The sequence below is a fragment of the Acinetobacter beijerinckii CIP 110307 genome (assembly GCF_000369005.1).
GTDB lineage: Bacteria > Pseudomonadota > Gammaproteobacteria > Pseudomonadales > Moraxellaceae > Acinetobacter > Acinetobacter beijerinckii.
In genome coordinates this window covers 153,276-166,513 of the sequence record NZ_KB849765.1, presented here as the reverse complement: position 1 = coordinate 166,513, position 13,238 = coordinate 153,276, and the positions used below count along the sequence as shown (strand labels likewise).

The window sequence follows — 13,238 nt, the reverse complement described above, 5'->3', positions numbered from 1 at the left end:
TCATTTTAGATTTGACAGGGGTAAAGATGATTATGAATAAGAAGCAACTCAATCTCAAATTATCGGCAGTTGCATTGTCTATATTGCTTGCTAGTTGTGGAGGCGGTGGAGGGTATTTTGATAGCTCAAACTCAAATAATTCAAATGGCGGGGGAACATCGGGATCAGGTGGGACAACAGAACCGAATCAAGTTTCTGCTGAGCTGTTATCGGTAGGACAGAGTAAAAGTAGCTTAAATGCTGGTGGTGAAGATAGTTTAACTTTAACTATTCGTACCTTAGATAAAACTGGCGGCATTATACCTAAAGCAAATGTTAAAATAGAAATAAAAGATGCTCAAACTGCTGGTGCTAGTTTAGACACTAAAAGCACTCTAACTAGTGATGAGAATGGACTAATTACAACAAAACTTTCATTAGTGAATTCAACACTTAATCAACGTATGAATAGAACCATCACAATTGTGGTAAGTTCTGGTCAAGCAAAACAAGAATTAACAATTCCTGTAAATGGTACGGCTATTATTCTTTCTTCTGATTTGAGTTTATTACAAGAGGGTGAAACTGCTAACGTTACATTAATTGCACTTGATGCTATTGGAAATCCTTTACATAATGCACAAGCAAGTTTAGTTGACTCAACAGGAAAAGTTATTACAGATGTAAAAACAACAGATAGTAATGGTCGAGCTATTTTTAAAGTTCCATATTCTACTGTTGTTAGTTCAGCAAATCGCCAACTAAGCTTAATTGGTAAAATAACTGTAGATGCTGCTAATCAGTCAATAAGTAACTTATTATCTACTGATGCTGTAGTTTTAACAGCCAATGTAGTGAACAATGTTTTACAATTAACTTCAGATACAAATCCTGTTGGTGTAGATATACCTAAGCTACTAACTTTCAAAGTCGCTGCTAATACTCAAGCTGAGCTAAGCGGGAAAACTATTAAATTTGCAACAACAAATGGTAGTGTAATATCTCAAGCTTCTATTATTAATATTAGACAAGAAAATGGAATGTGGGTTGGTGATGCTTCAACAACTTTAATCGGTGCTATAGCATCAATAGCTACTGTTTCTGCGCAATTTGGTGTGAATGTTATTTACATTACTCAAAAAATTAGCCCAGGAGTTCCAGCCACTATTTCAATACAATCGGAATCAAGTGTTTTATCTCCAGGTGCTAAGACTAAAGTTATAGCTTTAGTTAAAGACAAAAATGGTTCGCCTGTACCTAATACAGAAGTATCCTTTAATGTTGTTAAAGATACTTCTTCTACAGGTAGTATTTCTCAACCAACTGCTATGACCGATAGTGCGGGTCGAGCTACAGTTATTTATACAGCTGGTGCCGCACAAACACTAGGTGGTGGTGTAGAGATTAATGCGTCAGCTGGTAATGCGGTAACTCCTAAACCTGTTTATTCACCTAATTTAAAATTAACCGTTTCTACTCAGTCAGCTTATATAACTATATCTCAAAACCATTTAGTTGCTACAGATCCTTCGGCTAATACCTTTTATAATAAGGAGTTTTCTGCTTCTGTTGTAGATACAGCAGGAAACCCTATTCCAAATCATGAGATTAGTATTTCTTTAGAACTAGTCAGCTTTATGAAAGGTAAGTTTAATTGGGTACGTGACTATACTTATGGTCAAGCAACTGATGGAACTATTGGTTGGTTCAGTTTTTTACGTTGGTCACGAGATTATATGACTTATGAAAATGGTGTTGCAAAACGAATTACTACTTTTGTTGAATGCCCTTCGAATGAATATGCAAATAACATTGCAATATTAAGTATGAGTAATGCTCCACTTGGAACTAAAGCAACATTCACAACTGATGCGCAAGGTAAGTTTGATTTTAAAGTCCGTTATGGTAAAAATTATTCGAATTGGTTACGTGTAAACCTAAATGCTTCAACTACTGTATCAACGAAAGATAACACAATGTCATTATCTCTTGTACCACCTGTTGCAGCAGTTGATGTTGATGATATCGAAGGAAAATGGAGACCAGATGAGACGAGTCCATTTGGTACAGATATTAGTACTTGTAATAATTATAAGTAACTAATTTTTAATAAGTAGTTAGCTATTTTAAAAATGCCTAATGAAATTCATTAGGCATTTATTTATAAATTAAGCTTGTAATTTTTTATTCTTTACTCATTAGATAATATTGCAATAAAAGCCTTATTGCATTTTTATTGCAATTTGTTTTAAAAAATATTTTTTTAATTTTAATCATCCAATAAATCCATTTGTTTTGCTAACTGGTATAAATTATTTGAGCGATTACCTGTGCGGCAGAACATTAAAATAGGTTTTGGTAGTTCATTATAATGATTGGCAAAAGTACGGACATCTAACTCAGTAATTTGACCAGCAACAACAGGCTGATAAACATAATCTAGTCCTGCATTACGTGCTGATTCTTCAATTTGAGCACTAGTTGGCTGCTCTGGACCGCCTTCCATATCGGGACGATTATTAATTATAGATTTGAAACCTTTTTCAACAACTTGTTCTACATGTTCTGGTCCAATTTGACCTGCAAAACCTATATTATCTGACATCTTGTCACTCCAAAAACAAACAAAACATTTTATGCTCTATCATAGCATTAAGCTTGAACTTGAGTTTAAATGTCTTTAGTAAATAAGTGATGATAAGTAATAAGATAAACGCAATGGAGCGCGCATGCACACCTATACCGTAGAGCCGTTGTATGTTCCTAGTGGTGATGAAACGATCGCGGCTGACTTCTATCTTCCCAAATCAAACATTAAGCCTGCTGTAATTATTATGGCGCATGGTTTTGCTGGTTTACGTCAGTTTAAATTGATTCAATACGCTCAGCGGTTCGCGCAAGCAGGTTATGCCGTTATTTTATTTGATTATCGGTATTGGGGAGGGAGTACGGGGAAACCGAGAGAATTAGTTTCTTTAAGCTCACAGTTGGATGATTGGAAGACGATTGTTCAGCATGCTTCCAATTGTAAACTGATTGATAGTCGTCGAATTATTCTATGGGGAACGTCATTAAGCGGTGGCTATGCATTAAGTTTGGCTACCGATCTTAAAAACATTCAGGCTGTTATGGTACAAGTACCTTATGTAGATGGTGCTGAGACAGCTAAGTTATATCCTTTACAGCGTTATCCAGAAGCACTGAAACGATCTAGCCAAGACTATATGGGTTCTAAAATGGGTTTGGTTCCGAAAACTTTACCTGTGGTTGATCAGTTTAAATTATGCTTTTTACAGACGGCAGATAGTTATTATGGATATCATTCAATAGTAAATCCTGATTATTATTGGAGTGGTGAAGTTCCAGCACGTGTATTTTTTAATCTAATGCGATACCGTCCGATTCAGTTTGTACGTAAAATTAATATCCCTGTTTTATTCATTGCAGCCAAGCATGACTCTTTGATTCCGATTGCGTCGAGTCGTGAAGCTGCCACTAATATTGCGCCATTTGTGAGCTATCATGAATGGGAAATGAAACATTTTGATATTTATCATGGTTCTTGGTTTGAAAAAGCAGTCACAACCCAATTAGAATTTTTACATGAACATATTGGAGTGATGTAAATGATTATTGTCTGTTCGTCATGCGGTGCAAAAAATCGTGTACCTGAAGAAAAACTGTCAATTCATCCAAATTGTGGACAATGCCATCAACCATTATTGCCATTAGCTGCCATTGAATTAAACGAACAAAATTTTAGTAATTTTATGAGTCATTCTGACTTACCTGTCTTGATTGATTTATGGGCGGAATGGTGTGGTCCTTGTAAGATGATGGCACCACATTTTGCTCAGGTTGCAAAGCAAAATCCTTATGTGATTTTCGCTAAAATTGATACTGAAGCAAATCCTCGCCTAAGTGCAGCATTTAATGTCCGAAGCATTCCAACTTTGGTGTTAATGAATAAAACTACTGAGTTGGCACGTATCAGTGGGGCATTACGTGCACCAGAATTACAGCAGTGGTTAGATCAGCAATTACAGCAGCAAGGACATTAACATGACCGAACGTTCAAACCATCCTGAAGGGATTTTATCTTTACAAAATATCGCAATGCCAGCAGACACGAACTGGAGCGGTGATGTTTTTGGTGGATGGATTGTTTCACAGATGGATTTAGCTGGCGCGATTCATGTTGAACGTTTTAGTAAAGGTCGTTGTGCAACGATTGCAATTAATGAGATGACTTTTCTTGTGCCTGTAAAAGTCGGTAATGTCATTAGTTGTTATACCAAAATTTTAAAAGTTGGTAATTCGTCTGTTCAAGTGCAAATTGAAGTTTGGAATAGTCATGATAACTCTCGTGATCCTGTTCGCATCACAGCTGGAGTATTTACTTTTGTTGCGGTGGATGTGAATGGTAAGAAACGATTGATCTCAGAAGAGATTAGGCAAACATTTGCAGCAAGCCTATAAGCTTAGTTGTATTCTAAATCGCCTGTATCAACACAATTAATTCGGACTAAAAAAATGGCTGAAGAGTTAGTTTTACAGCAAGGGCATAAAGCTGATCAATATCAAAGTATTCTTCCTCAGATACAGGCAATCATCGAAGATGAAACAGATATGATTGCAAATCTTGCAAATATCTGCGCGGCATTGAAACAGCAGTTTGACTGGTTTTGGATTGGCTTTTATCTAGTCAAAGACAATGAATTAGTTTTAGGGCCATTCCAAGGCCCAATTGCTTGTACACGTATTGCTAAAGGTCGTGGTGTCTGTGGTACTGCATGGCAACAGCAGCAAATAATTATTGTGCCAGATGTGGATCAGTTCCTAGGACATATTACCTGTAGTTCTGCCTCAAAATCGGAGATTGTGCTACCGATAATGAGCAATGGCGACTGTGTTGGAGTTTTAGATATTGATAGTGATGAGCTGAATCAATTCGATGAAGTTGATGCGGAATATTTACAGCAGTTGATGCTGATGATTGAAAAATTTATTTAAGTATTTTAAGTATAAAGCCCAAATCAGTTTGGGCTTTATTTTTTGTGTGCTATTTAGAACATAGTATTTGAGTTCTGACTCTTTTCAGGAATATTTTGTATCACATCCCAGTGCTCTACAATTTTGCCATTTTCCACACGGAATATATCAATAATCGCTCTGCCTCGATCACTGTCATTTTCTGTAGAATGCACGTGGAGAACGACTAAATCTCCTTCAGCAAGTGCTTTCTTGATGACATTTTTTGCCTGAGGGTTATGGTTAAATTTTTGGGTAAAGAAGTTTACAAAAGGCATCTTACCATCAGGTACATTCGGATTATGTTGAATATATTGATCACCAATATAGCGATCTGCGTATGCTGCAACTTGATGTTTTAAAAAAACACCTTCATAGAAATCAACCACAATTTTCTTATTTTGTTCAGAGAGATTACTTGTATTTGTTAGTTCTGATGAATGGATGTGACGAGTGTTTGAGGGAAGTGAGGTACAGGCGCTAAGAGCTGTTGCAAAGAGTACAATTGGAATAAAATAAATTTTTTTCATAATAAAAAGCCCAAGAAACACAAGTGTATTTATCTTGGGCTGAAAACTAATCTCAAAGAAGTTTAGATCAGTGACTATTTTTTACGTTTTGGTAACCATGCCCAAAGCATTTGGCATTGGATGGGCTCATTGCCAGAATCATCAATAACGGTCACCGGAATCAATAACTCGCCTTTTTCATTGTCAGCGATAAACTTTTGTTGATCGGCTGATAATGTTGCTGTTGCCGTTAAACCACCTTGTGCAACTTTTAAATAATCTACATGTAATGATTTAATTAATAAAATTCGATCATCTGGAATATGTAAAACTGTTAAAAAGCCCGTTGCCGTTTCAGCCAATAACGCCATCGCTGCCGCATGAACGCCTTTAATATGGTTTTGCATATTATGTTGGTTTTCAATGCGTACAGTCACATGATCTTTATCAACTTCTAAATAGCGAATATTCGCAGTTCCCACCATTGGAACAATACGCCCAAAAGCTTTGCTCCACAGCGTGCTACGAATACCTTTGGGAAATTTAGAAGTGGTTTTAACCAGCGTATAAAGACGGTTATCTTTTGCCATAGTGAACCTATTGCTTAGTCTTTGAAGTTATTAAATTGGAGTGGTAGACCAAATTGCTGTTCACGTAAAAAGTTCATTACTTGTTGCAGTGTATCGCGCTTTTTATCCGTGACACGGATTTTGTCTCCTTGAATAGAAGATTGCGCTTTGATGCCACTTTCTTTAATGGCTTTATTAATTTTTTTTGCGGTATCAGAGTCAAGTCCGTCTTTGAGTTTGATCACTTGCACTACATTTTTACCCGAAGCCGTTGCTTTTTGTGGATCTAAGGCTTGAATATCAATTTTGCGTTTAAAGAAATGATTTTCAAGCATTGAATAGACTTGTTCACATTGGAAGTCGCTTTCAGTCGAGATCTTGATTTCTTTATTTTTTTCATTTAGCTCAATCGAAACATCTTGTCCGCGGAAGTCAAAACGAGTTGCAATCTCTTTTTCTGTATTTTGTACAGCATGATTGACTTCAAATAACTCTAATTCAGAAACAATATCAAAAGAAGGCATGGTTAGACCTTTACAAAGGGAAAGAATATCTGAGATGCTAAGGGGGTTTTCTTCATTTGCCAAGTGTTGTTTACATCAAAGGAGTGCACAATGATCCGTAAACAAGAAATTACAACATTTGAGTTCCCAAAGGATGCTGTTATTTGGGATGTCCGAGATACCAAAGCGTATGCAGAGGCTCATGTCAAAGGGGCAATCAATCGTCCTATTGCTGATATCAATGCGGATAGTTTGACTCAAGTTGCAGCGGATCAGCCGATTTATATTTTATGTGGTGGTGGAAGTAAAGCACCTCGAGCAGCAGAACTTTTAGACGGTATCGATGGTTCTCGTGAATATGTCGTATTAATGGGTGGCACACGTGCAGCACGTGATGCTGGCTTGCCTTTAGAACAAGGTGCTTAAATGACCCAAAAATTTGCCAAAATACTCAGTATTTTGGCAAATTAAAAAATAAAATAATCATAATGATGAAAATAATGAGTTAACCTGAAAAATACGGCTTTTTAATTTTTACTTTCTTTTGAAAACGTTGCGGATTCAGTTTATCTAATAAACGCTGTGGAATTGGACAAAGTTCCCCTAAAACCAAAGCGGCCAAAATCTCACTGCACAGTGGTGCAAATAAAAAACCTTTAGAGCCTAAGCCTGCAAAGGTATAAATTCGCTCATGATTTTGCATTTTTCCAACTAAAGGAAAGTAATCCAAGCTTTGAGCGCGTACCGATGCTCTTCCTTGCCATGAGTCTACCGAGGGAAGCTGTTGTGCATATTCAGGAAAGACGCTGTGGATAAGATCATAGTTATGCACATGATCTTCCTTTAATAGATCCGTATCTTCTCGATTTGGATAAAAAGAAGCACCTAGGATTAAATGTGATGAGTCAAGCTGCATGCAATAACCGCCATAGCTAAATGCTTGGTCCAAAGCTAACGGTTGTTTGCGATTCTCAACCCAGCTGACTTGTCCACGAATTGGTTTTAATACAGGGTAGTTTTCAAATAGTTCCGCGCTTTGCTTAGCGCAACAGACAATCACATCATCTGCGGTTGAGATGAGTTGTTGTTCTTGCCAAAGCTCGGTTTGATTTCCATCATTATTTAAACGTGAAATTTTTGCTCTTTCGATTTTGATATTTGGATGCTGCAAAATCTCATCACGTAGTTGCTGCGGAGAAACAGCACCTGCTTGACGTAGCGTTAAACTTGGATAGCTCGTTTCAGGTGTCGTATCTTGCTGATCTTGAGCAGATAAAACGGCTGTAGGATATTGTTCAACTAAGTCGAGCAATTCCTCTGCATTCTTTAATGCCAGTTGCTGAACTTGAATGGAGCGAAAAGCCTTAAAGCTTGAATAAAAATTCAAGGCATGTTGCCAGCTCAAAGTCATCAAATGTTCGTGTGCCTGTTCAATTGAACACAGCTTGGGGTTAAGTAAGGCTAGAGGATTACCTGATGCGCCTGAGAGAGGCTCATTTTGCTCATAAACCGTTACTTGATGACCACGTTGAGCAAATGCCCATGCTGAGCTTAAACCCGCGATTCCAGCGCCAATAATCGCAATTTGACGTTGTACTGGTTTCAAGACAGATTGTGACCTTACATGATTTTGTTCTGCATCAGCTAGGTCATATGTTGTGGGTGAGGTATCTAACCAAATGGCTTTCAGCATTTCACGTTTATGCCCGAAACCACGAGGTCGACTGATTTGAATACCGTGTTGTTTTAATCCACGTTTCAATACACCCGCAACACTAAATGAAGCGAAAGTGGTTCCAAAATCAGATAATTTCACAATGTGATTCAAGACATTTTGTTGCCACATGTCAGGATTACAGGATGGCGCAAAACCATCGAGAAACCATGCATTAACGGCTTGTGTTTTAGGGATACTTGGAAAAATATCTTGTGCATCACCTAACCATAAATCAATACTGAATCTTTCGTCAGGAAAGCTAAGACGATGACAGCCTGCGATCGCTAGAGGATATTGTTCAAGTAATTGATCAGATAGAGGTTTTAGTTCAGACCAAACATTGAGTGCACGAATGAGATCTGTTCTGCTTAATGGGAATTTTTCAACGCTAACAACATGTAAATGACTATGATTATTAGGCCGAACCTGTTGCCAAAGTTGCCACAGGGTTAAAATATTTAAACCTGTACCAAATCCTGTCTCACCAACACAAAAGTATTGATAGTCATTGAGTTGTGACAGCCGCTCAGATAAATCATTTCCATTTAAAAAAACGTGACGAGTTTCGAGTAGACCGTTATCTTTGGAAAAGTAGACATCACCAAACTGCTTAGAAATGGGAATCTCGATACCATCGATAAATTCCCAGTCTAATTCGGCTGTTTGGATTTTTGAGGAGTAAGGCATAAATTAAAGCTTGTGTTTTACCACTGGCGACGACGTTTAGTGTGAATATAACTGGCAATAAGAAAACCAAGAATCACACCAACAGCAATTGTCATTGCGCCATATAAAAACATTTGCGCGCTACGCTCACTTTGTAATACTTGAATTTGAACAGTTAAATTATCATTTTTTAACTGTAATTCTTGATTTTGAGACAATGCTTCAAGGTTGGCGCGTTCGAGTTGCTTTAAACGGCTCGCTTGATCTTGCACTAACGCCTTTACCTTCGCATCTTGCTGTTGTTTCGCTTTGGCGATTTGTTCAGCGGTTAACGGCTTAACTGTTGTAGTCGTAGCAGTTGTCAATTTTTGTTGTGGTGTTGCTGCTTGAGACGTCGTTGTGATTGGCGTGGTAGGTTCAACTGCCCATGCTGTAGAACTAATTAAACATAAAGCAAAGAGGCTTTTAACTACAATGTGCATGACTTATCCTTTTGGAAAAGCTTTGTTGAACGGTTTTACTTCAATATTTGCATAAATCCCTTGGATCAAGAATGGTTCCTCTTGAATCCACGCATCGAGTGCTTCACGACTATCGAATTCAACAATGATTGTACTGCCGATAAAGCCTGCTTGAGGATTGTTTGGATCAACTGGATGAGCACCCGCAGCAATTAAACGTCCTTCATCATCTAATTTCTGTAATCGTTCAATATGTTGTGGGCGAATCGCTAAACGTTTTTCCAAAGTACCTTCACGATCAGTACAAGTCAGCACAAAATAGGGCATAGCAGCAGCTCAATAAATCAAAATTCTAGTCAGTGGTTTTAAAATGCTTTCTTAAGAAGAACAGTATAGCAGCTAGGTAACTGATAGAAACGATAATATCGCCAAAAGCCGTGAATTCGCCCCAATATTTTCCTTGCATAAAGACAAAGCCAAAGAAGAAATGTAAGCCTGCAAGTAAAAAGAATTGACCACACCATGCCCAGTTTAAACGCATCCAACCCTGAGGACTCAGTTCAAGTAAAGAGCCTAAAAGTTTTTTAATAATCGGCATACGCTCTTTATTAAATAATGGTGTTACCAAGAAACCTATTCCAATTCCCACATTGATAATCACTGCTTTCATTTTGATGTAAGTCACGTCGCTGAAAACGAGGGTGATTCCACCAAAAATAATCGACATGACAACGATGAACCACTGCATTTTTTCCAATTTAAATTTTTGGAAAAAGAATAGGCAACCATAAACAACGAGCGTTGAAATAAGTAAGGCACAAGTAGCAACAAGAATATGATTTTGATCAGTATTTCCTGCACTTCCTACAAGCTCCAATAAGGGGTGGTGACTATCTTTGGGGTCAGTGGTTTTATAGAAATAAAAGAAGATAATAATTGGAAGATAGTCGAGCAACGCTTTCATGTTACAGTACGATGATGAAATAGGTCAGATAGCATAATACAAACCATGTTCGGTGTCGATTTACATACACATACACTCATTTCAGACGGTACGTTCTCTCCTGAGCAACTGGTACAGGCTGCTGTTGACTTAAAAATACATATGCTTGCTGTGACAGATCATGACACAATGGATGGGTTGATTTCTGCAAATAAATATGCACAAGACCATGATGTTAAAATCATTTCTGGGGTGGAAATCTCTAGTCAATGGTCAAGACCAAATACTAAAAAAAGTTATGGTGTACATATTATCGCTCTAAATATGCAAGATGAATCTCCAATAAGAGCGATGCTTGAAAATCAGAAAAAAATACGAGCAGAACGTGCAAAGTTGATCTGTCACTTATTAGAGAAATGTATCGATTTTGATATTTATCCAAATGTAATCGCCCAAGTGGATGGTCACGCAGATCGAGTAACTCGGACTCATATTGCTAAAACATTGGTTGAAAAAAATATTGTCAGTCGTCCTCAGCAAGCTTTTGATCGATTTCTAAAAGAGGGGAAAAAAGCATTTGTTAAGTTTGATGGGGTTGGATTAAAAGAAACCATCGATGTGATTCATGCCAGCCAAGGTTTCGCCGTTTTAGCGCATCCGACACGATATGATTTATCAGCGACGAATATCCGTTATTTGATTGAACTTTTTGCTGAATGTGGCGGTGATGCAGTTGAGCTGCCGCCCAGTATAGAGCCAGCTTCAACTCGGCAAATGGTGGATCGAATGATTGAGCAATTTGGTTTGGCTGTCTCGATTGGTAGTGATTTTCATGGTGACAACATGCCATGGATTAAATTGGGTAATACCCCGCGAGTGAAAGAAGGTCAAAAAGGGATTTGGGAACGCTTTCGATGATATTTCGTTAAAATATTTTAATTTCTTTCAATAAAGCGTGGGAAGATATTTTAATCGAGAAATATTTTAAAGGATGTTTTGTTAATTTTAGGCTATCTGATCATAAATTCTAGGACAGAGCATATGACCTATATATGGCGTATGCTCAGTTTTGCAAGTTTAAATTATGATTTACAATAAATTATGATCCTGTGCTTGAATTGGTGGTGGTGTTGGTTTTCCTAATGTACTGAGTAATTCAATCTCAATTGAACGCACCATTGCATCTAAAGGGAGGTCGTTGCTTTGTGTACCGAAAGGTTCTTCGATTTCAGAACTTAATGCATCTAATCCTAAAAAAGTATAAGCCAAAATACCCACCAAAAGAGGTGTTACTAAACCCAATAAAGAGCCTAAGCTAAACGGTAGCATGAAACAGAAAAAGTACACTGTACGATTCAACAAAACAGAATAAGCAAAAGGAATAGGTGTGTTGGCAATACGATCACAACCTGTTTGCATCTCACTTAAAGCAGCAACATGACGATTCATTTGTGTATAAATAATGTCGGAGATTTCACCATCTTTCATTGCCTGTAATAATTCCCATTGAATCAGGCTCAAAGTGTATTGTGGTGCATTATGTTGCTGGTAAAGTTGAGTCAATGCTTGTTGGCTTAAACCACTTGTTTCCGTCAACTCTGTTGGATTCGCGGTTTGATGACGTAAGCGATCTCGTAAAACATTGGCAAATACAATTACATTTTGAATCACTCGTTCACGACGAGATTGTGATAGTACCCGACAATCACGATCAAAGTGACGAGATGTAGCAATCAAAACGCCCCAAAGTTTTCGAGCTTCCCACCAACGATCGTAACAAGCCGTATTTTTAAACCCCAAGAAAATAGACAGTACGACACCAATTAAAGTGAAACCAACTAAAGGGATTTCTGGAAAACGATAGAGTCCGACATATTCGACTCCACCGATAATCGCAGAGATCAGCATGACAAAGCCAAGTGAAGGTAAAATTTTGGGTAAAATCGTCCCGCGCCACGAAAATAAAACTTTAAAAATACTGGGCTGGTCACGAACAATCATGTTATTTGAATCTTTAATTTTATCTGTCGATGTTCAGGTTAGATTTGTGCTTTGTCAAGACTAGATTGCTTGGTTTTAATGGGGTTGAGTAGTTGTTGTTCAGAAAAGGAAAAATAGCCTTCAGGTGAAATAATAAAATGATCAATTAAACTGATTTCAACTAATTTACACGCTTGTTTCAGCTGTTGAGTGAGATAAATATCTTCATTTGAAGGTTGTGCAACGCCATAGGGATGATTGTGCGCAACCACAATTTGGCAAGCTTGATGCTGAAGGGCATATCTCAGTGTTTGATTTAATGAAACAGCACAGGAATGATGTGAACCGAAAAAGAGTTTTTTGAAATGTAATTTTCTGAGTTCAGCATCTAAACAGAGGACTGCAAATACTTCCTGTTTTTCACCTTGTAGTTCATAACGTAAATAATCAAGCACCAGAGAAGAATGATCGAGGCATAGTCGTTGTTGATGAAAATAATTATTCAAATAACGTCGACCTAACTCTTTGACTGCCATCAGTTGGGCATATTTAGTAGAAGCGATGCCATTAAATTGAGATAAGTCTTCTAATGAGGCATCAAAAATTGGATTTAGCCCACCAAAATGTTGAATGAGAATGCGTGATAGCTCAACAGCAGAATGTTGTTTGGAGCCTGAACGGAGAAAAATCGCTAATAGTTCTGCATCAGATAAACTTTGTGCACCTTGAGTTAATAAGCGTTCTCTAGGTCGTTCTTGTTCAGGCCATGCTTTGATGGATTGTTTTATTGGTTGATTCATTTTTATTCACATAATTTTTTTATGATGGTGATTTTTCCAAGCTCATTACTTGGGTATGACGATATTTAATGCTATTGTGA

17 protein-coding genes are annotated in these 13,238 nt (G+C 37.6%); 7 read left to right on the top strand and 10 right to left on the bottom strand.

Translation table 11 applies throughout. The features are described from left to right. Positions 1 to 26: 26 nt before the first annotated feature. On the top strand, positions 27 to 2,078 hold the full coding sequence (locus F933_RS06335) for an Ig-like domain-containing protein (protein WP_005059595.1): 2,052 nt from the start codon (positions 27 to 29) through the stop codon (positions 2,076 to 2,078). A 170-nt stretch (positions 2,079 to 2,248) separates the two neighbouring features. Here the strand turns inward: F933_RS06335 and F933_RS06330 are convergent, their stop codons facing one another. Further along, entirely contained in the window at positions 2,249 to 2,584 is a 336-nt protein-coding gene (locus F933_RS06330; RefSeq protein WP_005051390.1) for a protein tyrosine phosphatase family protein, read from the bottom strand. Between the two features lie 124 nt (positions 2,585 to 2,708). Here F933_RS06330 and F933_RS06325 point away from each other — a divergent pair, with 124 nt between their 5' ends. From F933_RS06325 to F933_RS06310, 4 genes are read left to right on the top strand one after another with little or no spacing between them, the layout of a single operon-like run. Continuing rightward, positions 2,709 to 3,605: an alpha/beta hydrolase gene (locus F933_RS06325; RefSeq protein WP_005051392.1), complete on the top strand. Its 897-nt coding sequence runs from the start codon at positions 2,709 to 2,711 to the stop codon at positions 3,603 to 3,605. Beyond that, positions 3,606 to 4,040, top strand: coding sequence for a thioredoxin TrxC (gene trxC / locus F933_RS06320; RefSeq protein WP_005059592.1), 435 nt, complete (start codon positions 3,606 to 3,608; stop codon positions 4,038 to 4,040). Between the two features lies 1 nt (position 4,041). Further along, entirely contained in the window at positions 4,042 to 4,458 is a 417-nt protein-coding gene (locus F933_RS06315) for an acyl-CoA thioesterase (protein ID WP_005059591.1), read from the top strand. Between the two features lie 54 nt (positions 4,459 to 4,512). Next, positions 4,513 to 4,992 (top strand): GAF domain-containing protein, encoded by a 480-nt coding sequence (locus F933_RS06310; protein ID WP_005059590.1) that lies wholly within the window; start codon positions 4,513 to 4,515, stop codon positions 4,990 to 4,992. A gap of 53 nt (positions 4,993 to 5,045) precedes the next feature. On the opposite strand, the gene F933_RS06305 is transcribed toward F933_RS06310, so the two are convergent. From F933_RS06305 to F933_RS06295, 3 genes are all read right to left on the bottom strand, one after another. Beyond that, entirely contained in the window at positions 5,046 to 5,540 is a 495-nt protein-coding gene (locus F933_RS06305; RefSeq protein WP_005059588.1) for a nuclear transport factor 2 family protein, read from the bottom strand. Between the two features lie 74 nt (positions 5,541 to 5,614). Further along, on the bottom strand, positions 5,615 to 6,109 hold the full coding sequence (locus F933_RS06300) for a DUF4442 domain-containing protein (protein WP_005059586.1): 495 nt from the start codon (positions 6,107 to 6,109) through the stop codon (positions 5,615 to 5,617). Positions 6,110 to 6,123: 14 nt separating this feature from the next. Then, positions 6,124 to 6,612, bottom strand: a complete 489-nt coding sequence (locus F933_RS06295) for a YajQ family cyclic di-GMP-binding protein (RefSeq protein ID WP_005051404.1) — start codon at positions 6,610 to 6,612, stop codon at positions 6,124 to 6,126. Positions 6,613 to 6,702: 90 nt separating this feature from the next. Between F933_RS06295 and F933_RS06290 the strand changes: the two genes are divergently transcribed. Continuing rightward, positions 6,703 to 7,017: a rhodanese-like domain-containing protein gene (locus F933_RS06290; RefSeq protein ID WP_005051405.1), complete on the top strand. Its 315-nt coding sequence runs from the start codon at positions 6,703 to 6,705 to the stop codon at positions 7,015 to 7,017. A gap of 79 nt (positions 7,018 to 7,096) precedes the next feature. On the opposite strand, the gene mnmC is transcribed toward F933_RS06290, so the two are convergent. The 4 genes from mnmC to F933_RS06270 are packed head-to-tail and all read right to left on the bottom strand — an operon-like array spanning position 7,097 to position 10,399. Next, positions 7,097 to 8,995, bottom strand: coding sequence for a bifunctional tRNA (5-methylaminomethyl-2-thiouridine)(34)-methyltransferase MnmC2/FAD-dependent 5-carboxymethylaminomethyl-2-thiouridine(34) oxidoreductase MnmC1 (gene mnmC / locus F933_RS06285; RefSeq protein ID WP_005059583.1), 1,899 nt, complete (start codon positions 8,993 to 8,995; stop codon positions 7,097 to 7,099). Between the two features lie 17 nt (positions 8,996 to 9,012). Next, positions 9,013 to 9,456 (bottom strand): SH3 domain-containing protein, encoded by a 444-nt coding sequence (locus tag F933_RS06280; RefSeq protein ID WP_005059581.1) that lies wholly within the window; start codon positions 9,454 to 9,456, stop codon positions 9,013 to 9,015. 3 nt (positions 9,457 to 9,459) lie between these two features. Then, entirely contained in the window at positions 9,460 to 9,762 is a 303-nt protein-coding gene (locus F933_RS06275) for a YciI family protein (RefSeq protein ID WP_005059579.1), read from the bottom strand. A 25-nt stretch (positions 9,763 to 9,787) separates the two neighbouring features. After that, complete coding sequence (locus F933_RS06270; RefSeq protein WP_005059577.1) at positions 9,788 to 10,399, bottom strand: septation protein IspZ; 612 nt, start codon at positions 10,397 to 10,399, stop codon at positions 9,788 to 9,790. Between the two features lie 45 nt (positions 10,400 to 10,444). On the opposite strand from F933_RS06270, the gene F933_RS06265 reads away from it, so the two are divergent. Continuing rightward, positions 10,445 to 11,296 (top strand): PHP domain-containing protein, encoded by an 852-nt coding sequence (locus F933_RS06265; protein WP_005059574.1) that lies wholly within the window; start codon positions 10,445 to 10,447, stop codon positions 11,294 to 11,296. 171 nt (positions 11,297 to 11,467) lie between these two features. On the opposite strand, the gene F933_RS06260 is transcribed toward F933_RS06265, so the two are convergent. Then, positions 11,468 to 12,379, bottom strand: a complete 912-nt coding sequence (locus F933_RS06260) for a bestrophin family protein (protein WP_005059571.1) — start codon at positions 12,377 to 12,379, stop codon at positions 11,468 to 11,470. Positions 12,380 to 12,417: 38 nt separating this feature from the next. Next, positions 12,418 to 13,158 (bottom strand): RadC family protein, encoded by a 741-nt coding sequence (gene radC / locus F933_RS06255; RefSeq protein WP_005059570.1) that lies wholly within the window; start codon positions 13,156 to 13,158, stop codon positions 12,418 to 12,420. Positions 13,159 to 13,238: the final 80 nt, after the last annotated feature.